The following is a 19,558-nucleotide window of genomic DNA, read 5'->3' on the forward strand; positions in this document are numbered from 1 at the left end:
TCCCTGCATGAATAGAATTTAATCCGTTTTTTATGCATTTTATGTTATAAAGTTACATAATTTTAAGATTTAGATTCAAATTGGGTAGATGCACATGACCGAACGCCTTACTCCTGAAAAATCACCTTGGGGTTGGAAAGCACTCTTTATTTTCTGTATTTTGGGTGGAATTTTCATGTTTATTTTCTGGTTAGCGGTCACGAATGAACCTGACTACATGCCTAGCCAGCAACAAAAGCAGAATACTCAGCAACACGCCTTTAAAAATGCGCCAGCTATGTCACAAGAAGCATTGGCAAAAGCACAAGCAGATCGTGAAGCACGTGAAGCTTTGGCTGCTGAAACTGCAGATGCACACGGTATGACTGAAACAGAACATGCCAATATGCCTGAAAACCATGAGCCAGCACCCGCACATGGACATTAATATGCGCTAGCGGCTCTGTTCATACAGTTTATAAAAAGAAATCGCCATGATCACATTCCATCATGGCGATTTTTATTTTGCACGATTAAAATCAGGACTATCGACAATTCGTTTAAAATATCAATCGCATATCTACATGCGGAATACCACAATCTAAATACGACTCACCCTCAACCTGAAAACTCAAACTTTGATAAAACGGAATCGCGTGTTCCTGCGCAGACAACTTGACCCACGGACGTTGCTGCTGCTTTGCCACCTGAATAATATGCTGCATTAAAACACGTCCCACACCTAAACCGCGCTGTGATTTCAACACTGCGACCCGTCCAATACTGTGATTTTCCAGTAAACGTGCTGTTGCAATCGCCTGTCCAGTTGCATAGACCACAAAATGCAAGGCAACTGCATCTTGTGCATCCCACTCATCTTCAGGCGCAATTCGCTGTTCCTGAATAAAGACTTGCTCACGAATAGATTTGGCCTCTGCAGCAAATTGTGTCCAAGTGCCCGATTGAATTTCATAATCTTGCATCTTTATATCCTGTTCCATCTTGCTTAGCACTTAGAACCAATGCCCTGTTGATCCCACTGATCGTTCAACAACAACTCCAAAGAATGTTTTTGAATACCGTACATGGTTTTTAAATCACGAATTTGTGCCAAAACTGCTTGATCAGGTTCACTCCAATTTTGACGTTTGGTTGCCAAAATCATTTTGTTTTTACTGGTGTGTTCTAAAGCGACAAACTCAAAAACTTTGGTGTCATAACCATAGGCTTTGAGCAATAAAGCGCGGATGGTATCGGTTAACATTTCCGCCTGTTGCCCTGCATGAATGCCAAATTGCAGCATCGGTTGCAACACGCTTGGGCTTTGTAATTGTGGACGCAACTCTTAATGGCAACACGGCGCGCACATAATCATTTGTGCATTCAGGCGAATACCAGTATGAATTGCAAAATCGGTGGCGACATCACAGGCATGCAAAGCAATCATTACATCTAAATGTTCTGGCTGATAGGTGCGCACATCGCCCTGAAAAAAATCTAGCTGCTGAAAGTCTGAAGCACTCGCCACCGACTGACAAAACTCAACCATTTTCGGGTTTAGTTCCACCCCAGTCACAAAGGGAATAAATTGCTGCTTTTGCAAATAGTCATAGAGCGCAAAAGTTAAATAGCCTTTGCCTGAACCAAAATCCACCACGCGCAAGGTATTTTCCGAAATTTTGATTTGCGCCAAGGCACCCGAAAAAATTTCAATAAATTTATTAATCTGTTTCCATTTACGCGCCATGCTTGGAATAATTTGCGCTTTGGCATCGCTAATCCCCAAGTGTTGTAAAAATGGGCTGGATTGATCGACATAACGCTGCTTTTCTCGGTCATGTCCTTGTGGTTCTTTCGGTTTCGCTATAGTCGGTGCTGTTTTACTCATACTGAGCATGGCTTTCTTTTTGTTCTTTTTTAGCTGAATTTCTTGATCTAGGGTAAATAAATTCGCCTGTTTACAATCTGCCAATAACTGACTCAATTGTGACTGGGCTTGCGCCAAAGGATAATTTTTGGTGATATCCTGCGTTTTATGACGATACAAACAACTCAATACCTGCTCTTGATTGAGTTGAATAATACGCAGGGTAATTTTTTCTAATTGTTCCAATTCGCCTTTGTACTGGCTAAGTACCACACGATCAAGTTTTTGTGTATCAATGGCTTGCTGAAAAGCCTCCAAGAATTGTTGTTCCTGCACAGAGGGAGAAGCCAAAGTCGACATAATAAAAACCTGAAAAAATTACAATTCAAGTTTAATTGTTATTACCCTAAAAGCAAAATTGAATTACGATACAGTTGTATAATTAAAGAAATTAAAGCAGATTCGCCATGAAATTAAATGCCCCTTTAGTGCCTGATTATGACCTGCAAGAAGAACGGATTAACTATCTGAGCCATGGTGTTGGTGCGGCTTTGGCATTTATTGCAGGTATTCTTTTAATCATTAAAGGTGCGTATTTAAGTACGGGACAATGGCTAGGTTTGTGGGCCTATGCAATAAGCATGGTACTGCTTTTTTCTGCTTCAATGCTGTATCACATGGCAACCGCAGCAGACCGTCGTTATTTTTATAAAAAGTTAGATCACACCGCAATTTATTATTTAATTGCAGGGACTTATACCCCATTTTTATCCATCGCGATTCCTACTCAAAAAGCACAATATTTGTTAATTGCCCTGTGGATTATTGCCCTGATTGGCACCCTATTTAAACTGGTATTTATCAACCGTTTTCATAAAATTTCTTTAATTGCCTACTTGGTGATGGGTTGGTTAGCCGTTCTGGTCATGGACGATATGCAAGCCTATTTAAGCAGCCAAGCCCTGACCTTTTTGCTAATTGGCGGCATTGCCTACACCGTGGGTGCATTGTTTTATGCCTTAAAACGCGTAAGATATACCCACGCAATTTGGCATGTATTTGTCTTAATTGGTGCAGGCGCACACTTTCTGGCAATTTATCTGTATGTGATTTAACGCTGAATATCGCTCATGTCTTACAGATAAAACGATCAGATTTGAATGGTGTTCATGGATGCAGTTTTGTAACCGACTTCTTGTTAAAATAAGTATAACTACAAGAAGTATCTACTATTTTTCTGCCAGTGCGGTCTGTGCCAAATTGCACTTTCATTTAAAATTCACTTTACATAAGGTCCTGTATGGCATCTTCATCTACTGCTGCCGCTGAACAGCCGACTCAAAATTCTAAATTTCGAGTACTGACTGCAAGCTTGGTCGGTACCACCATCGAGTTTTTTGACTTTTATATCTACGCCACTGCGGCAGTCATTATTTTCCCGTATCTGTTCTTTCCGACCAGTACTGACCCAATGACGGCAACCATTCAATCTCTCGCCACCTTTGCAATTGCCTTTATCGCCCGTCCAATTGGCGCAGCTTTATTTGGACATTTAGGAGATCGGATTGGACGCAAAGCCACTTTGGTCGCGGCATTATTGACCATGGGAATTTCTACAGTCTGTATTGGTTTACTGCCGACGTATGCACAAATTGGGATTATCGCGCCATTACTGTTGGCGTTGTGTCGCTTAGGGCAAGGTTTAGGCTTGGGCGGTGAATGGTCGGGAGCAGTACTGTTAGCCACAGAAAATGCCCCTGAAGGTAAACGTGCTTGGTATGGCATGTTCCCACAATTGGGCGCTCCGATTGGTTTTATTCTTGCCACAGGTTCATTCCTTATTTTAGGTGCGCTGATGTCTGAGCAAGACTTTATGACATGGGGCTGGCGCATCCCGTTTATTTCGAGTGCCTTATTGGTGATTGTCGGTTTATGGATTCGCTTAAAACTGCATGAAACGCCTGCCTTCCAAAAAGTGTTGAATAAACAAAAAGAAGTCAATGTGCCATTTATTCAGGTCTTTAAAAAACACGCTAAAATGTTAGTGCTCGGTACAATCGCTGCAATTTGTACCTTTGTGGTGTTTTATCTGACTACGGTATTTGCCTTGCAATGGGGCACCAAACAACTGGGTTATTCACGTGAAGAATTCTTAAAACTTCAACTACTAGCCACATTGTGTTTTGCTGCTTTTATTCCCCTCTCAGCCGTTTTAGCCGAAAAATTTGGACGTAAAACCACCTCTATCGCAGTGTGCATCATCTCTGCAATTTTTGGCTTATTTTTTGCCGATATGCTTGCTTCAGGCAGCACGTGGATTGTATTTATTTTCCTGTGTATTGGCTTGGCAATTATGGGACTTACTTACGGGCCCATTGGTACAGTATTGTCTGAAATTTTCCCAACATCTGTACGCTATACAGGCTCCGCACTCACCTTTAACTTGGCGGGTATTTTTGGCGCATCGTTTGCCCCACTCATTGCCACCAAACTTGCCACCACTTATGGCTTGGCTGCAGTTGGTTATTATTTAAGTGCAGCATCCATCTTGTCTTTAATCGCATTCTTAATGATTCGAGAAACCAAGCATGATGATGTAAACAATCAAATTTAAGCGTAAAAATTGCATCAAAAAACCAGCCTCGGCTGGTTTTTTTCATGTAGGCGATGGTGACGGTGCTTACAATAATTCAATAATATCAATCGTGGGCGGCACACCAAAACGAAAAGGAACACCGACCATTCCTGTCCCTACAGTCACAAATACATCGGCATGATCATGGCGATATAACCCCTTTTTATGCCCTAAAATAGATACTTTTTTCATCACATAATCGGTCAGCCACGGCAGTTCAACCTGCCCACCATGGGTATGTCCTGCCAACATCAACGGACGTGTCGGCAGTTTTGGCACCATATCCACTGTATCGGGGTTATGTGATAACAACACCCACGGCTTATCCTGAGGTAAATCGGGCATATAGCGCATGTCGGTTTTACCTGCCCATAAATCGCCAATACCGAGCAAACGAAACTCATCAAACTCGACAATTCTACCTTCAATATCAATCACGTTATTTTGTTCTAAAGCCGTTTTTAACAGCTCTTGAATGGGCGGGCCAGGATACTGCTCATCATGATTACCATTTACCGAATATACAGGCGCACAAATTTCTTTTAATACCGCCAATTCTTCGACCAATTTATTTTCAGGCTCATAAGTCCAGTCGCCTGCTACAACGACAATATCGGGGTTTTGCAAATTGAGTTTTTTCACAATTTGCTTCAATTGACGCTCATGCCCAGAAAACAAGCCAATATGTAAATCTGCAATTAAAGCAATTTTGACAGGCTTTAATAAACGGCGATCTGCATGAATTTGATATTTGGTAGTTTTGACTTGAATCAAATGCGGTTCAATAAAACGCGCATAGCTCAACACAGCACTGACTAAAAATACAAAAATCGCTTCGTGGATGGAGTAATAGCCCTGAATACCCGCATAGACACTAAAAAAAACCAAAGGCGGCAACAGGTAAGACAAATAAAATGCCAACAAATGCACAAAGGCCTTAAACGGGTGAATGGTTTCTGTATTGGCCTGACTGCGCCATGCTTGCGAAACTGCCCACAGCGCCAAAATTGCCATACCCATATAGAAATACAACACGACTGAATCGTTATCCCACATATTTATTCTCTATTACTTCATACTTCTGCTATTCAATGCTGCGCTAAACCCAGATGTCGCATTTAACCCACACACGTCATATATCTGTATTGTCATATTTATCTTTTCATAGCTGACAATTATACTCAAACCCTATTTTTAACTTATTTGCTCCTCGTGCTAAAAAGGAATTTAATTTGGCAAACCGCAGCTCATCCGCTCCATTTCAAAATATTCGGCACAACGTCTTGTGGCTGAGTTGCGCCTTCGTTTTGACACTCTCAGGCTGTAGCACGCTGCCCAAACAGATTGAACATCCGATCCGGATGGCGTTTGAAACCCCAACCGATCAAACCAGTTTGGCCAAAATTGTACTGCCGCTACGCGAAAAATATCCGCAGCTTACGGGTTATCATGTCCTGTATGATCCGCTCGAAGCCCTAGCAGCACGTATCTATCTGATTAATAAAGCAGAAAAATCTTTAGATTTACAATATTATATTTGGGATAACGATAAAATTGGCGCGCTTGCACTACACGCCATTATTCGTGCGGCAGATCGTGGGGTGAAAGTCCGCTTATTGGTCGATGATAACAATGCCAAAAAAATGGAAGGCATTTATCTCGCGCTCGATCAACACGTCAACATCGACATCAAACTGTATAATCCATATCGCTTTCGACATTATCGTGCCATGGACATGATTTTGGATTTGAAGCGTATTAACCGTCGTATGCACAACAAAAGCTTTATTGCCGATAACCAAATTTCTCTGATTGGTGGGCGCAATATGAGCAATCAATACTATAACGTCAGCGACAATTATCAATTTTCTGATGTCGATGTGATGTTAGTCGGCTCGGCTTCGGATGAAATTATTCACTCTTTTGATGAATACTGGAATGATGACTATGCTTATTCAGTCAAGCTATTGGTCAATCCACAACATTACACCTTGCGTTATGAAAGCTTAAAACAGCAATTAGAACAGCACGATCAAGAAGCCACCGTACAAAATTATTTAGATTTGGTGACTCGTTCTAAAGCGATTGAACAGTGGATGACGCGTAGTATTAAGTTCGATTGGGTCAGTGCTGAAGTGGTCAAAGATGCGCCGAGTAAAATTAAAGACCGCGCCTCAAAAGAAGAACATCTCAACTTTCAATTGCTGACGCATTTAGAGAAGCCAAGCAGTAGTGTCGATATTATTTCTGCGTATTTTGTCCCCGAACAATCGGGGGCAGAAAAACTAAAAGACTTGGCGGATGATGGCGTTCAGGTACGCGTACTGACCAACTCCTTTAAAGCCAACGATGTTCCTGTGGTGCATGCTTTTTACGCCAAATATCGAGAAGATTTATTGGCAAATAACGTGCAGCTGTATGAGTTTTTGGCGCGACCTGAAATGGAAAACCTAAACACACATACGCACGAAATTTCCAAAAAAGCCAAAGTCAGTATGAAAGGTTTAAGCCGTTCTAGTTTACATGCCAAACTCATGGCATTGGATGAAAAACAGGTATTTATTGGTTCGTTTAATTTTGACCCACGCTCGGCATATTTAAATACTGAAATTGGAGTAATTTTAAATAGTCCACCATTGGCTCGCGCAGTTCACCAGACCATGGATGTCAATTTATCCAAATATGCTTATAAACTGGTTTTAGATGCGCAACAAAACATTCAATGGCAGATGAAAAATCCACAAGGCGAAACTCAAATTCTGAAAAAAGAACCAGGGATGAAATGGTATCAACGTGCGGCAATGAAAATTACCTCATGGCTGCCAATTGAAGGCTTTATGTAGCAACATAATATTGAAGCTGTTGGATGATGACCATTATTCTTAAAAAAATGTGATGTGCTTAGGCTATCTTTAACATGAAGATGCGCCTAAGCATGTTTTATGATGTCAGCACTTGTGGTTTTAATACCTGACGATGCAACTCAGCCAAACCTTCTGTCATGCGTTCCTGTACCACAGCAGTTAAAGATTCAATATCGTGCCCTTCTACCACAATTGCAGGTAACGCCATTAAATGCGCTGTCACTTTCGGCATTTCCAAAACATCTTTCACATGATCAACAAAGGTCATGTCATTAATAAACGGCGCAACAGTATCTAACTCACCTTGCTGATTCACATAACAAATCAGACAAATTTGCACAGGTCGTTTGGCTTCAATTGCTGCCCCTAAAATACGACCATGCACTTTTTTAATTTTGCTTCCATCTGACGTGGTCGCTTCAGGAAAAAATAATACAGGAATATCTTGTTTTAAAAATTGCGTGATTTGTTCACGAATTTTGACTGAATCGCCAGAGCCACGCTTAATAAATAGCGTCCCCCCACCTTTGGCTAACTTACCCAATAACGGCCATTTTTCAATTTCAGCTTTGGCCAGAAAAAATACCCGCGCACTAGAACCCAATACCGCTACATCTAACCACGAAATATGATTACTGACCCATAGCGCAGGGTCATGCGGAATTTCACCATGAATTTGCACTTCAATATTAAAAACTTTGCACAATTGACGGCAAAAATATTGCACATAGCGCGTATTGTTCGGGTTGTTGGTGTCTTTATACAATTGATGACGATAGACCAAATAAAACCCTTCACCAATCGCGCCAGCCGTTGCCAGAACTTTTTTGCTATACAAAGCAAGCTTTGCAAAACCATGAATTGGAGATGTGTGAGTTTCAACAGCTGGGTTCATAGGGTCATCACTAATTGTTAAACGCAAAACAACGTATAAAGGTCTATATTTTGCTCATTCTATACTGTTTAATCTGAACTTGCATTGATAATAAAAACCGAAACCTGCATGCAAACATGCGACTTTTGGCAAAATCTAAATAGATAAATTCTATATTGGGGTCATCCTTATAATTGAGTTTACATACGTTGATATAGCATCAAATCAGGGCGCAGGAAAAATCCAATCATCTATTTCCCTGCACAAACATTTTTTCTACTAGAATATAGCTTTAGCATGGAGATTGCGCTGAGTGGAAAATTTTGTGCCACATCAAGATGGCGAGCGTGTTGTACTGGTCAGTGTCGCTGTCCAAATTTTAGAAGACCTAGATGCCGAAGAATTTCAGCTCTTGGCTGAATCTGCGGGTGCAGAAGTTTTACAACACGTCCACACTCAACGTAGTAAACCCGATGCCAAACTCTTTATTGGCTCAGGCAAAGCCGAAGAAATTGCCGCATTGGTCAAAGAACACGACGCCAATTTGGTCATTTTTGATCATGCACTCAGTCCTGCACAGGCACGTAATTTAGAAAAAGTGATGCAATGCCGTGTGGTTGACCGTACCGAACTCATTTTAGATATTTTTGCTCAACGCGCCCGCACTTACGAAGGTAAATTACAGGTCGAATTGGCACAATTACAACATTTATCTTCACGTTTGGTGCGTAGTCGCAGCAACTTAGACAGTCAAAAAGGCGGTATCGGCTTACGTGGTCCTGGGGAAACCTTGCTTGAAACTGACCGACGCTTATTGCGTATTCGCATGGGACAACTAAAAACCAAACTCGATAAAGTCCGTCAAACCCGTGCACAAGGTCGTGTGGCTCGGCAAAAAGCCGCCATTCCTACCGTTTCATTGGTCGGTTATACCAACGCAGGCAAATCGACCTTATTTAATATTTTGGCGCAAAGTGATGTCTATGCTGCTGACCAACTGTTTGCTACGCTTGACCCTACTTTACGGCGTTTAGAATGGGATGGCATCGGACGTCTGGTATTGGCAGACACCGTTGGCTTTGTAAGAAACCTATCTCACTCTTTGGTGGAATCTTTTAAAGCAACTTTGGAAGAAACCTTAGAAGCCAGTTTATTGCTGCATGTGATTGATTCAAGCAGCCCCGATGTGTTGGAACAAATTGAAGCAGTCGAAGGTGTGCTAAAAGAAATTGGCGCAGATGTACCTATTTTGCGGGTTTACAATAAAATTGATGTCTCAGGCGAAACAGCCAAAATTATCTATGAAAAACCGCATCAACCTGACCGTGTCTATGTATCGGCATATTCAGGGCAAGGTTTAGACTTGTTAAAACAAGCCGTACATGAATGTTTGATGGGGCAAATTCAAAAGTTTGATCTTAAATTACAACCTGCTTATGGCAAACTGCGCAATCAACTGTATGCGCTCAATGTCATTCAGGCAGAACAGTACGATGATGAAGGTCAATTACATCTACAAGTCAGCATGGCACCACATAAACTGGAACAACTGATTAAACAGGCACATTTACCGATAGACGAAATTTTAGGTGCACAGGCAGAACAATTTAAACGTCCGCTTGAAGCATTTGAAATTGACGATCAGATCGGTTAAAACGTGATAAGTAAAATTTTAATGAAAGATCAAAAATGAGCAGGATAAAACATATCGATTGGCCAGCATGGATCGGCACACTCCTTTTGATTATTGTGTTTCGTGAAGCCTCTGTATGGATCATGACCCAATTTAATCACCCAGAATTAGGCAATTTAGTCGGTTTGCTCAGCCTGCTGGCGGTATTATTTACATGGCGCAAACTCAGTAAAATTCCTGCTCGTCTGGTCGATACCAACAACAAAATCATGAAAGAAAGTGCCTTTGCCTTTTTACCCATCAGCGCGGGTTCATTAATTATGCTCACGCACATGGGCAAACAAATTCCAATCTTCTTAATTGTGTTGTTTATCAGTACGCTGATCCCGCTTTGGCTGTATGCCAAAATGGCAAAACGCTGGCTTTAGGAGATTAAAATGCTGTCAATTCTATATGGTTTTTTAATCACTCTCGTTGCATATTTACTGGCAAAACCTTGCAACCAAAAAGTCCCGCAAATCCCTGTGATTGTCTTTGGCATGTGTTTTGTGTTGCTACTGTTGTATTTTTTCGGGATTCCATACGAAACTTACGTCGCACAAACCAACCCTTTGTTTAATCAATTATTGGGCTATGTGACAGTTGCACTCGCCATTCCTCTAGCAGCCATGCGTTATGACGATTTACCCCTCAAAGCGATTTTAGGTATTTTGTTCTTTGCCAGTCTTAGTGCTGTGGCGCTGCCGATGGGGCTTGCTTATGCGCTACATATGTCCAGTGCCGATATTATGGCATTTGCCACCCGTGCAGTGACCACGCCGATTGCGATTAATATCGCCACGCTTTTGGAAGCCCCAATTCAACTGGCAGTCTTGATTGTGATTTTATCGGGTGTTGTAGGTGCTGCTTTCTCACCTTTTATTTTAAGACACATCAATGATGAACGTGCCTCTGGTTTGGCTCTAGGTCTGGCTGCGCATGCAATTGGTACCGCCCAAGCTTGGCAACGAGGTAGCGTAGCTGGACGTTATGCCGCCTTTGGTATGGCCGTCAATGCAGTATTTACCGCAGTATGGCTGCCAACTTTTATACTGTATTTACAAAAAATGTGACTGAGCAATCACTTATTTAGACTTGTCGAGTTTTAACTTTCTTTTTACTATGAAATATCCAGTTAGCCAAAAACAAGGAACATTGAACATGGTCAAGATGAAACTCACCGTTGCCTTAATCTGCTCAGCGTTAGGAAGTTTTGCGCTAGCTCAAGATATTACGGGTACTTGGAAAAATATTGATGACAAAACAGGTTCATCAAAAGCAATTTTAGAAATTCGTCAGGAAGCCAATGGCACCTATACGGCTAAAATTGTCAAAGTTACCCCTCGTCCTGGCTACACCCCTAAAGATACCTGTGTCAACTGTCCTGCGCCTTATACCAACCAACCTATTTTAGGAATGGATATACTTAAAGGCTTAAAACATACAGGTGGTACTAACTTCTCTGGTGGAAAAATTATTGACCCATTAAACGGCAATATCTACAGCACCAAAGCCAAATTAAGCAGCAATGGTAAACGTCTGACCATGCGTGGTTATGTGGGCGTATCTGCTTTAGGACGTAGCCAAACTTGGATTAAAAGTGATTAATTTATAAGTTATTCCATCAACTTAATTAATTCACTTTTCACTTAAAATGCCACACGTTCGTGGCATTTTTCACATCTTTTCCAGCATTTTCCCTGCAAGTTTAAGATTAAAAATTTCCTCAAATCTCTTGACTCTTACCACAACTCGCTTTATATCTTGAATTAACCTCTGTAATAACTTTCGACAATCAAAGGAACTGATATGAAGAAAAATGTATTGATGGGTGTATTTGCAAGCTTAATCTTCAGTGGTTCAGCATTTGCTGCAGACCTAACAGGTATCTGGCAAAGTATTGATGACAAAACAGGTTCACCCAAAGCCCTGATTGAAATTACCCAAGCTGAAAATGGCAGCTTTACTGGTAAAATTATCAAAGTCACACCAAGACCGGGCTATACCCCAAAAACTATGTGTGTGAATTGCCCTGCACCTTATACCAACAAACCTTTGGTCGGTTTGGAAATTATTAGTGGCTTAAAGCATGTGGAAAATAACAACTATGCCGATGGGCGTATTTTAGATCCACTTACAGGCAAAATGTATAGCCTGAAAGGTCGTTTAGCATCTAATAATAAACGTCTCACTTTACGTGGTTACGTCGGAATTTCAGCCATTGGTCGGACACAAACGTGGATTCGCCAACAATAAGCGAGTAATTGTGTCTCATCGGTCATTTTTTCTGGATACTCGGGACTTTGTGTCCGTTAATTCACAGATTAGACTAGCCGCAAAGACCGAGTAAGGGAAATAAAATGATTCAGAAATTGGCTTTAGGAATAGCCGTCATCTTCGGCAGTCTAAGCACTTTGGCGATGGCACAAGATTTAGCAGGAACTTGGCAACAAATTGATGATAAAACAGGCTCACCCAAAGCTGTCATCGAAATTCGTAAAGAAGCCAATCAAACCTATACGGGTAAAATTGTGAAAGTAACCCCGCGTCCGGGTTATACCCCACGTGAACTTTGTAATAAATGCCCTGCGCCTTATACCGACCAACCTATTTTAGGGATGGATATTTTAAAAGGCTTACAACAAGTCAAAAACAGCAACAATTACGAAAAAGGACGCGTAATTGATCCATTGGCAGGTCGTATTTACGATGCAAAAATTCGCCTCAACTCAACAGGTAAACGTTTAACTTTACGTGCTTATATGGGTGTATCTACACTAGGTCGCAGTCAAACTTGGATTCGAATTCAATAAAATTCAAGATAAAAAATAGCCACCTCAATAGGTGGCTATTTTCATTTCATCATCACATTTTTAAATTTTAAAGATGAATGTTATTACCATTCTGCCAGCGGATTATCCACTGCAAACAATTGCTGATCTTCCAAACGATAAGCCACAAGCTGATTGCCCCACACACAACCGCCATCCACATTTTGAATATTGTCGGCTACCGTTTGTCCCTGCAATGCTGCCCAATGACCAAATACGATTTGATGTGTTTGCGCAGCTAAAGATGGATATTCAAACCACGGTTTAAAACCTTCTGGCATCGGATCATCTAAGGCATCTTTAAAGCTGAATTCCAAACCACCCTGTGCATTGGCTAAACGCATACGGGTCAAATAGTTGGTAATACAACGTAAACGCGCATGCCCCTCTAAATCATCCGACCAAACTGCAGGTTCTGCCCCATACATTTCCTTTAAGAATGCATCCACTACCTCAAAGTCCTCATGCCCAATCACCGCCTCAACTTCTTTTGCCAAAGCTGCGGTTTGTTCCGCATTCCAAATATGTGGAATACCTGCATGAGTTAAAATGGTGTTTTCATTAGGAAAAAGACACAATGGTTGTTTACGCAACCAATCAATCAAATCATCACTGTCAATTGCATCAATCACATCACGAGTGTTGTCTTGTGCTTTGATTTTCTTTAAGCCACGTGCGCCTGCCAACAAGGTTAAATCGTGATTGCCTAACACCGTTGCTGCAACGCCACGATCTACCAGTTTTTTAATAAAACGCAAAGCACCTACCGAGTTTTCACCCCGCGCGACTAAATCGCCTGCAAACCAAATAAAATCTTGATCGGGATCGAACTGTATTTCTTTTAATAACAGTTTTAAGGCTTCAAAGCAGCCCTGCACATCACCAATGACATAGTTGTATCGAATTGCTGCCATTAATTCACCATCTGATCTGCCAATGCGACAAATGCACTCAAACTTAAAGTTTCAGGACGTGCCATTGGGTCTACCCCTGCACGTTCAAACGCATCTTCAGCCAACATGCCTTTTAAGCTATTGCGCAATGTTTTACGACGTTGGGTAAATACATGCGCCACCAAACGTGCCAATGCTTTTTCATCTTTGGCAATAATCGGTTTAGTCACATAAGGCTCTAAACGGAATACTGCAGAAGTCACTTTAGGCGGTGGATTAAATGCGCCAGGCGGTACTTCAAACAAGAAGGTTGGCTTACAGTAATACTGCATCATCACCGATAAACGCCCATATTCTTTGGTATTCGGTTCAGCCGTGATACGATCTACCACTTCTTTTTGCAGCATAAAGTGCATGTCTTTAACTTTGTCACCAAACTCTAAGAGATGAAACAAAAGCGGCGTCGAAATGTTATACGGCAAGTTTCCAACCACACGTAGCGGGCGCCCTTCCTGAAATAACTCGGTAAAGTCATATTTCAGCGCGTCACTTTCTACAATAGTTAAACGCTCAGGATGTGGCACACGTCCCGGTAAGCCTGCGGCCAAATCACGGTCTAATTCCACTACAGTCAAAGCATCACACTCACCAATTAAAGGTGAGGTCAATGCCGCTAAACCCGGTCCAATCTCGACAATATTATCGCCTGGACGTGGGTTCACTGAGCGGACAATTTTGGCAATCACGCGTTGATCATGCAAAAAGTTTTGACCAAAGCGTTTACGAGCCTGATGCCCTTCATCTTTTGGGTTTAGGGCATTAATTTGATACATAAAGATTTCCAAGCTGAAATTATGAACGTGCTAAATCCAGCGCTAAATCGACAGCAACATGCAAGCTAGAACTTTTCGCAAGTCCCGTACCTGCGAGGGAGAGCGCTGTGCCGTGATCGACTGAAGTGCGAATAAACGGTAAGCCTAAAGTAATATTGATTGCTTCACCAAAGCCCTGAGATTTTAACACAGGTAAACCCTGATCGTGATACATCGCTAAAACTGCATCGGTATCTTTTAAATTTTCTGGGGTAAATAAAGTATCTGCAGGTAAACTTAAACTGAGATTTTCACCGCGATTACGGTAATTTTGCAGCACAGGATTCATCACCTCAATTTCTTCCATGCCTAAATAACCATCTTCGCCCGCATGTGGGTTCAAACCACAGACCAATACTTTAGGATGTTCAATTTTAAACTTGCTTTTTAAATCGTGCAGCAAAATATCAATTACTTGTTCTAAACGTGTTTTGGTAATGGCATCTGCCACGGCACGTAAAGGTAAATGCGTGGTCGCCAAGGCAACGCGTAAGGTTTTGGTGGCTAACATCATCACCACACGCGCAACACCTGCAAACTCCTGATAATATTCAGTGTGCCCACTAAAAGAAATACCAGCTTCATTAATAATAGATTTTTGCACGGGTGCTGTCGCCACGCCCACACTCTTACCTGTCATTGCATAAGAAGCTGAGCGACGTAATTGCTCCAAAACGTAAGTTGCATTTTGTGCATTTAAATGCCCCAACTCAACATCTACAGCCAAAGGCACATGCTCAACATATAACTGCCCAAGCGCTGCAGGCTGTTGCTGACCTGAATATTCAATCAATTCGACTTGTTGCTTTAGAATTTCGGTGCGTTGTTGTAATAATTGATGATCTGCCAATACCACAATTGGACGCTCATCTTGTCGAGCTGCCAGACTTAGACAAATATCAGGTCCAATACCTGCAGGTTCACCACTGGTGACATATAAAGGGCGCATGCAGCTTCATCCACTATAGCTAGGTGTAGCTGAATTATAGCGCCATCCTGAGCAAAATTGTTTTATCTCCAATCTAATCTAAATCGGCTATCTAAGATGCCCATCTGATGCGCCCATTCCGAAATGCCAATCACGACCATACATAACAACAAACCTATAAATAGTATTTTGGGCGCTTGTTGAGTGACTGCTCGATAGTTTTGATCAGATAGACTCAACATGATGAAGCCACCGATGCCATATAGCATAAAAGGGAGCAAGGTGATGTGCATAAATACAGAATAGATTAAGATAAAATCAAATACATCAGTACCATAAGCTGCACCTACCAACAAAAATGCCAGTTCATACAGACCAATCAATGTGATGAAAAAACCTGCTATAAATTTTAGCAGTTTATTTGGTTGCGGCTTTAATGCTTCTGTCGTTAATGCTTTTGTCGTTGTAGCGATGCGTTCTAAATCATCAGACATAGTGATCCGTCCTCATCATTATTATTAGCTGCGACCATACAGAAAAAGCTAAAACAGCACTAGATAAAGAAGATCAATACCTGATTTTTACTGTCGTGAAATGGTCGCTAGAGGTGATTTTGCTTTTATAACCAAACTTGATAAAATATAGCGCTTAAAATGTGACTTTTCCATTGTAGTTCTACCCATTCTCAGGTAGAATTCGGACTCCTTTTTGTTTGGACAGCTTCCATAGCCCAAACCAACTATAATAGGTAGTGGTTTAATGAAAACTCTCAGCGCTAAGCCAGCTGAAGTTCAACACGACTGGTACGTTGTTGATGCTTCTGGCAAAACTCTAGGTCGCCTTGCGACAGAAATCGCTCGTCGTTTACGCGGTAAGCACAAAACTTCTTATACTCCTCACGTTGACACTGGCGACTACATCGTTGTCATCAATGCTGAGCAAGTTCAAGTGACTGGTAACAAATCACTTGACAAGAAATACTATCGCCACACTGGTTTCCCTGGTGGTATCCGTGAAACTAATTTCGAGAAATTAGTTGCTCACAAACCAGAAGAAATCTTCCAACGCGCTGTAAAAGGCATGTTGCCAAAAGGTCCTCTTGGTTATGCTATGATCAAGAAAATGAAAGTGTACGCTGGTGCTGAGCATCCTCACACAGCTCAACAGCCACAAGTTTTGGACATCTAAGGGATACAGCACATGGCTACTAACTATGGTACAGGTCGCCGTAAGACCGCAACTGCACGTGTTTTCTTATCAGCTGGTACAGGTAAACTCGTAATTAACAACCGTACTCTTGAGCAATATTTCGGTCGTGAAACTGCTCGTATGATCGTACGTCAACCATTAGAGCTTCTTGAAGCTACTGAAAAATATGACCTTTACATCACTGTTGCTGGTGGTGGTATTGGTGGTCAAGCTGGTGCAATCCGTCACGGTATTACTCGTGCATTGATCGCATCTGACGACACTTTAAAACCTGCTCTTCGTCAAGCTGGTTTCGTTACTCGTGATGCTCGTGAAGTTGAACGTAAGAAACTTGGTTTACGTAAAGCTCGTAAACGTCCACAATTCTCTAAACGTTAATTCGTTTACCGAATCGGACACAAAAAAAGCCTTGGATTTTCCAAGGCTTTTTTTTTGCAAATCAACGAGCTGAGCATTTTAAGCCAGATAAACAATTCGGATTCACATACACCAAAAATCAAAATTCAATACAGTCCAAAAATTGAAAACCAATCAACAAATATCTCATACACTTTTATCAGCTTTGCTGGGTGATTTTAGTGGCTAAGTTTAGTATCCTATTCTATTCATTTGGTTTTATTTCGGATTATGTCAGTCGAGAACGCACCCTTACAAGGCATTACCCTCTACAGTCATGCGGACGACTTTCGCTCACATTGGATTCGTTACGTTCTGGCCGAAAAACAAATCAAATATCAACTGATTTTGGTCGATTATGAAGATGAAGACCTCGCAAGCCTGAATCCGTATAATCAACTTCCAATGCTGCTAGAAAACGATTTAAAACTCTTTAATACTGCGATTATTTCCGAATATCTGGATGATCGTTATCGACAAAATAAACTCTATGCAGATGCACCTATGCCACGTGCAGAACAAAGACAATATATTTGGCGCTTTGAACAAGACTGGTTCAAACTTGCCGATCAGATGCTACGTCATCCTGATAGCTTAGATTACACAACACAGCGCGCTGCACAAAAAAAATTACGTGATACACTCATTTCACTGACACCATTATTTCAGCATTATCCTTATTTCATGTCAGAAAATTTCAGTATTTTAGATTGCATGCTGGCACCCTTATTTATACGGCTAAAAGCCATGGGCATAGAATTACCCCAACAACACTGTCGTCCAATTTTCCTGTATTGTCAGCGGATTTTTTCACGCCCTGCCTTCACTCAAGCAATGACTTTGCAAGAAAAAAATCGCTATCAAGAATTTTTAATTCATACTTAAAGAGCATATTATGTCTGAATCTGAAATCAATTTAAGTCCAACCCGTCCTTATTTAGCCCGCGCAATTTATGAATGGATTTGTGATAACCAACTCACACCACATTTATTGGTCGATGCTACACAGCCGAATACGCTTGTTCCTGAACAATTTATTCAGGATGGTCAGATTGTCCTAAATATCGTTCCACATGCAGTGCATGCCTTACACATGAGCAATGATGCAATCACCTTCTCTGCACGCTTTGGTGGCGTATCACGCGACTTATATGTACCTATGAATGCCGTCGTAGGTATCTATGCAAGAGAGAATGGACAAGGCTTATTCTTTGATCCAAGTGAGTATGCACATATCCAAAATGATCAAGATGCTTTAGAATCAAAGACTGAAGAAAAAACCGAACAAACTAAGAAAAAACCAAGCCTTAGATTATTAGATTAAAACAATGGAGTAGTGAATGGCTTTTGATTTAGTACAATATTTTGCAGCGCAGATTAAACTTCAAAAGCCCTCGCTTTTGAAACAATATAATGCTGTTGATCGCGACCAATATATTCAAGAAATCAATGCGCTGAGCTTAGGCAAACTGGTCAGTCTGTGGCGAAAAGACAACCAAAAACTTTATCAAGAAATTGATCATCAAGATGAATTATATATTCAGGAAATTGCACGTCGACTCACCACATCTCCACACAATCAGTCACCTCTCTCCAAAACTGAGCTTGAACAGAATATTAGTGAAGTCTTAGCCTTACAACTCACAGAGCTCAAGCAATTGGATCAAACCGGTAATTTTGGCAATAAAGGTCTAGGTGAATTATTGCTAGGTCAAATTGAACATTTATCTGGTCAAGCGGATGATTGGGTTTGGTCAACAAATGATCTAATAGAGTTAAAAGGTTCTAAACCAATTCCTCAAGAAGAGCTATCATTAGAGGCATCAATTAAGGAGTTTAATCAAATGGTTCAACAACATACCCACGATGATCATCAAAATATTGAGCCTGTAGAAGCAATTGTACCCACTTGGTCTAAAGTACTAGAACCTATCGTTGCGATTGCGATTTTAGCAATTCTATGGTGTTCCGTTACTCAATTATTCGCTTAAATCAATCTTCTATCTAAGCCGTAATAAAACCATCATCATCTGATGGTTTTATTTTGCCTTCACTTTTTATAGTTTTTAATATTTTCTTTCCCTCATAAAAAAACACCCCCAACGCTAGTTGAGGGTGTTTGAATAATGAGCTGGCGATGACTTACTCTCACATGGGTAACCCCACACTACCATCAGCGCGAAGAGGTTTCACTTCTGAGTTCGGGAAGGGATCAGGTGGTTCACTCTTGCTATGGTCGCCAGCACAACTGTTTACGGAGACTTGCATTGGTCTTATTCACGATGGTGATGCACTGCGTTTTCCGAATCTGTAACAGATTGGGCTGTATTGGGTCTGAATTTTATTGTTTAGCGTTAACTAAATCAAGATCAGTTTGAATTGACTGATTGGATTTGAATCGATTGAGCATTCAACCCCAACTGTTTGGGTGTTGTATAGTCAAGCCTCACGAGCAATTAGTATTGGTCAGCTTCACATATCGCTATGCTTCCACATCCAACCTATCAACGTCGTAGTCTTCAACGGCTCTTTAGGAGG

General features: G+C 41.2%; 22 protein-coding genes, 2 rRNA genes and 1 pseudogene. 15 read left to right on the plus strand and 10 right to left on the minus strand.

Translation table 11 applies throughout. From position 1 onward, the window contains the following. Window positions 1-94 precede the first annotated feature (94 nt). Window positions 95-427: a hypothetical protein gene (locus FTV41_RS06620; protein WP_004972453.1), complete on the plus strand. Its 333-nt coding sequence runs from the start codon at window positions 95-97 to the stop codon at window positions 425-427. A 112-nt stretch (window positions 428-539) separates the two neighbouring features. On the opposite strand, the gene FTV41_RS06625 is transcribed toward FTV41_RS06620, so the two are convergent. After that, window positions 540-962 (minus strand): GNAT family N-acetyltransferase, encoded by a 423-nt coding sequence (locus tag FTV41_RS06625; RefSeq protein ID WP_004972455.1) that lies wholly within the window; start codon window positions 960-962, stop codon window positions 540-542. A gap of 23 nt (window positions 963-985) precedes the next feature. Continuing rightward, window positions 986-2,206, minus strand: a pseudogene (locus tag FTV41_RS06630) (SAM-dependent methyltransferase). Window positions 2,207-2,313: 107 nt separating this feature from the next. Between FTV41_RS06630 and FTV41_RS06635 the strand changes: the two are divergent. Both FTV41_RS06635 and FTV41_RS06640 read left to right on the plus strand, forming a co-directional pair. Continuing rightward, entirely contained in the window at window positions 2,314-2,961 is a 648-nt protein-coding gene (locus tag FTV41_RS06635; RefSeq protein WP_004972459.1) for a hemolysin III family protein, read from the plus strand. A 185-nt stretch (window positions 2,962-3,146) separates the two neighbouring features. Beyond that, entirely contained in the window at window positions 3,147-4,460 is a 1,314-nt protein-coding gene (locus tag FTV41_RS06640; protein WP_004972461.1) for an MFS transporter, read from the plus strand. Window positions 4,461-4,526: 66 nt separating this feature from the next. On the opposite strand, the gene FTV41_RS06645 is transcribed toward FTV41_RS06640, so the two are convergent. After that, a complete protein-coding gene (locus FTV41_RS06645; RefSeq protein WP_004972462.1) occupies window positions 4,527-5,537 on the minus strand; it encodes a metallophosphoesterase in 1,011 nt (336 codons plus the stop codon). 176 nt (window positions 5,538-5,713) lie between these two features. Here FTV41_RS06645 and FTV41_RS06650 point away from each other — a divergent pair, with 176 nt between their 5' ends. After that, entirely contained in the window at window positions 5,714-7,324 is a 1,611-nt protein-coding gene (locus FTV41_RS06650; RefSeq protein WP_257221922.1) for a phospholipase D family protein, read from the plus strand. A 97-nt stretch (window positions 7,325-7,421) separates the two neighbouring features. On the opposite strand, the gene FTV41_RS06655 is transcribed toward FTV41_RS06650, so the two are convergent. Continuing rightward, window positions 7,422-8,240, minus strand: coding sequence for a 1-acyl-sn-glycerol-3-phosphate acyltransferase (locus FTV41_RS06655; RefSeq protein WP_096901584.1), 819 nt, complete (start codon window positions 8,238-8,240; stop codon window positions 7,422-7,424). 292 nt (window positions 8,241-8,532) lie between these two features. Between FTV41_RS06655 and hflX the strand changes: the two genes are divergently transcribed. The 6 genes from hflX (at window position 8,533) to FTV41_RS06685 (ending at window position 12,704) form a co-directional block, all read left to right on the plus strand. Then, window positions 8,533-9,873 carry a ribosome rescue GTPase HflX gene (gene hflX, locus FTV41_RS06660; protein WP_179996308.1) on the plus strand — a complete coding sequence of 447 codons (1,341 nt, stop codon included), beginning with the start codon at window positions 8,533-8,535 and terminating at the stop codon, window positions 9,871-9,873. Between the two features lie 35 nt (window positions 9,874-9,908). After that, window positions 9,909-10,280 (plus strand): hypothetical protein, encoded by a 372-nt coding sequence (locus FTV41_RS06665; protein WP_004972466.1) that lies wholly within the window; start codon window positions 9,909-9,911, stop codon window positions 10,278-10,280. 9 nt (window positions 10,281-10,289) lie between these two features. Next, a complete protein-coding gene (locus FTV41_RS06670) occupies window positions 10,290-10,964 on the plus strand; it encodes an LrgB family protein (protein ID WP_154321022.1) in 675 nt (224 codons plus the stop codon). Window positions 10,965-11,052: 88 nt separating this feature from the next. Beyond that, window positions 11,053-11,499, plus strand: coding sequence for a DUF2147 domain-containing protein (locus FTV41_RS06675; RefSeq protein WP_154321023.1), 447 nt, complete (start codon window positions 11,053-11,055; stop codon window positions 11,497-11,499). A gap of 201 nt (window positions 11,500-11,700) precedes the next feature. Continuing rightward, a complete protein-coding gene (locus FTV41_RS06680) occupies window positions 11,701-12,147 on the plus strand; it encodes a DUF2147 domain-containing protein (protein WP_004972472.1) in 447 nt (148 codons plus the stop codon). A 104-nt stretch (window positions 12,148-12,251) separates the two neighbouring features. Further along, on the plus strand, window positions 12,252-12,704 hold the full coding sequence (locus FTV41_RS06685) for a DUF2147 domain-containing protein (RefSeq protein ID WP_004972473.1): 453 nt from the start codon (window positions 12,252-12,254) through the stop codon (window positions 12,702-12,704). A gap of 83 nt (window positions 12,705-12,787) precedes the next feature. On the opposite strand, the gene FTV41_RS06690 is transcribed toward FTV41_RS06685, so the two are convergent. From FTV41_RS06690 to FTV41_RS06705, 4 genes are all read right to left on the minus strand, one after another. Continuing rightward, on the minus strand, window positions 12,788-13,636 hold the full coding sequence (locus tag FTV41_RS06690) for a symmetrical bis(5'-nucleosyl)-tetraphosphatase (RefSeq protein WP_096901578.1): 849 nt from the start codon (window positions 13,634-13,636) through the stop codon (window positions 12,788-12,790). Then, a complete protein-coding gene (rsmA, locus tag FTV41_RS06695; RefSeq protein ID WP_004972477.1) occupies window positions 13,636-14,448 on the minus strand; it encodes a 16S rRNA (adenine(1518)-N(6)/adenine(1519)-N(6))-dimethyltransferase RsmA in 813 nt (270 codons plus the stop codon). Before rsmA ends, FTV41_RS06690 begins: the two co-directional genes overlap by 1 nt. 19 nt (window positions 14,449-14,467) lie before the next feature. Further along, the gene (pdxA, locus tag FTV41_RS06700; protein WP_179996309.1) at window positions 14,468-15,436 is read right to left on the minus strand and encodes a 4-hydroxythreonine-4-phosphate dehydrogenase PdxA; all 969 of its coding nucleotides are present in this window, start codon (window positions 15,434-15,436) and stop codon (window positions 14,468-14,470) included. A 62-nt stretch (window positions 15,437-15,498) separates the two neighbouring features. Beyond that, a complete protein-coding gene (locus FTV41_RS06705) occupies window positions 15,499-15,909 on the minus strand; it encodes a hypothetical protein (protein ID WP_136144144.1) in 411 nt (136 codons plus the stop codon). A gap of 265 nt (window positions 15,910-16,174) precedes the next feature. Between FTV41_RS06705 and rplM the strand changes: the two genes are divergently transcribed. The 5 genes from rplM (at window position 16,175) to FTV41_RS06730 (ending at window position 19,011) form a co-directional block, all read left to right on the plus strand. Then, a complete protein-coding gene (rplM, locus tag FTV41_RS06710) occupies window positions 16,175-16,603 on the plus strand; it encodes a 50S ribosomal protein L13 (RefSeq protein ID WP_004909012.1) in 429 nt (142 codons plus the stop codon). 12 nt (window positions 16,604-16,615) lie between these two features. Further along, window positions 16,616-17,002 carry a 30S ribosomal protein S9 gene (gene rpsI / locus FTV41_RS06715; protein ID WP_004972483.1) on the plus strand — a complete coding sequence of 129 codons (387 nt, stop codon included), beginning with the start codon at window positions 16,616-16,618 and terminating at the stop codon, window positions 17,000-17,002. Window positions 17,003-17,251: 249 nt separating this feature from the next. Continuing rightward, complete coding sequence (locus FTV41_RS06720; protein ID WP_004972486.1) at window positions 17,252-17,905, plus strand: glutathione S-transferase N-terminal domain-containing protein; 654 nt, start codon at window positions 17,252-17,254, stop codon at window positions 17,903-17,905. A gap of 10 nt (window positions 17,906-17,915) precedes the next feature. Next, window positions 17,916-18,344: a ClpXP protease specificity-enhancing factor gene (locus FTV41_RS06725; protein ID WP_004972487.1), complete on the plus strand. Its 429-nt coding sequence runs from the start codon at window positions 17,916-17,918 to the stop codon at window positions 18,342-18,344. Between the two features lie 16 nt (window positions 18,345-18,360). Continuing rightward, on the plus strand, window positions 18,361-19,011 hold the full coding sequence (locus FTV41_RS06730) for a hypothetical protein (RefSeq protein WP_179996310.1): 651 nt from the start codon (window positions 18,361-18,363) through the stop codon (window positions 19,009-19,011). 138 nt (window positions 19,012-19,149) lie between these two features. Here FTV41_RS06730 and rrf read toward each other — a convergent pair. Both rrf and FTV41_RS06740 read right to left on the minus strand, forming a co-directional pair. Next, window positions 19,150-19,264: ribosomal RNA gene (rrf, locus tag FTV41_RS06735) — 5S ribosomal RNA — on the minus strand. A gap of 191 nt (window positions 19,265-19,455) precedes the next feature. Continuing rightward, window positions 19,456-19,558 (minus strand): 23S ribosomal RNA (locus FTV41_RS06740); the annotation flags it as partial.

Source organism: Acinetobacter sp. YH16051, from assembly GCF_013417135.1.
Taxonomy (GTDB): Bacteria; Pseudomonadota; Gammaproteobacteria; order Pseudomonadales; family Moraxellaceae; genus Acinetobacter; species Acinetobacter towneri.

Bases quoted from the DNA above. Each gene is read 5' to 3' on its own strand.
- FTV41_RS06645 (WP_004972462.1), bottom strand. From the start codon at position 5,537: ATGTGGGATAACGATTCAGTCGTGTTGTATTTCTATATGGGTATGGCA.
- FTV41_RS06720 (WP_004972486.1), top strand. From the start codon at position 17,252: ATGTCAGTCGAGAACGCACCCTTACAAGGCATTACCCTCTACAGTCAT.
- FTV41_RS06665 (WP_004972466.1), top strand. From the start codon at position 9,909: ATGAGCAGGATAAAACATATCGATTGGCCAGCATGGATCGGCACACTC.
- FTV41_RS06730 (WP_179996310.1), top strand. From the start codon at position 18,361: ATGGCTTTTGATTTAGTACAATATTTTGCAGCGCAGATTAAACTTCAA.
- FTV41_RS06635 (WP_004972459.1), top strand. From the start codon at position 2,314: ATGAAATTAAATGCCCCTTTAGTGCCTGATTATGACCTGCAAGAAGAA.
- FTV41_RS06685 (WP_004972473.1), top strand. From the start codon at position 12,252: ATGATTCAGAAATTGGCTTTAGGAATAGCCGTCATCTTCGGCAGTCTA.
- FTV41_RS06670 (WP_154321022.1), top strand. From the start codon at position 10,290: ATGCTGTCAATTCTATATGGTTTTTTAATCACTCTCGTTGCATATTTA.
- FTV41_RS06620 (WP_004972453.1), top strand. From the start codon at position 95: ATGACCGAACGCCTTACTCCTGAAAAATCACCTTGGGGTTGGAAAGCA.
- rpsI (WP_004972483.1), top strand. From the start codon at position 16,616: ATGGCTACTAACTATGGTACAGGTCGCCGTAAGACCGCAACTGCACGT.
- FTV41_RS06675 (WP_154321023.1), top strand. From the start codon at position 11,053: ATGGTCAAGATGAAACTCACCGTTGCCTTAATCTGCTCAGCGTTAGGA.
- rsmA (WP_004972477.1), bottom strand. From the start codon at position 14,448: ATGTATCAAATTAATGCCCTAAACCCAAAAGATGAAGGGCATCAGGCT.
- pdxA (WP_179996309.1), bottom strand. From the start codon at position 15,436: ATGCGCCCTTTATATGTCACCAGTGGTGAACCTGCAGGTATTGGACCT.
- FTV41_RS06680 (WP_004972472.1), top strand. From the start codon at position 11,701: ATGAAGAAAAATGTATTGATGGGTGTATTTGCAAGCTTAATCTTCAGT.
- FTV41_RS06655 (WP_096901584.1), bottom strand. From the start codon at position 8,240: ATGAACCCAGCTGTTGAAACTCACACATCTCCAATTCATGGTTTTGCA.
- rplM (WP_004909012.1), top strand. From the start codon at position 16,175: ATGAAAACTCTCAGCGCTAAGCCAGCTGAAGTTCAACACGACTGGTAC.
- FTV41_RS06705 (WP_136144144.1), bottom strand. From the start codon at position 15,909: ATGTCTGATGATTTAGAACGCATCGCTACAACGACAAAAGCATTAACG.
- FTV41_RS06690 (WP_096901578.1), bottom strand. From the start codon at position 13,636: ATGGCAGCAATTCGATACAACTATGTCATTGGTGATGTGCAGGGCTGC.
- FTV41_RS06625 (WP_004972455.1), bottom strand. From the start codon at position 962: ATGCAAGATTATGAAATTCAATCGGGCACTTGGACACAATTTGCTGCA.
- FTV41_RS06725 (WP_004972487.1), top strand. From the start codon at position 17,916: ATGTCTGAATCTGAAATCAATTTAAGTCCAACCCGTCCTTATTTAGCC.
- FTV41_RS06640 (WP_004972461.1), top strand. From the start codon at position 3,147: ATGGCATCTTCATCTACTGCTGCCGCTGAACAGCCGACTCAAAATTCT.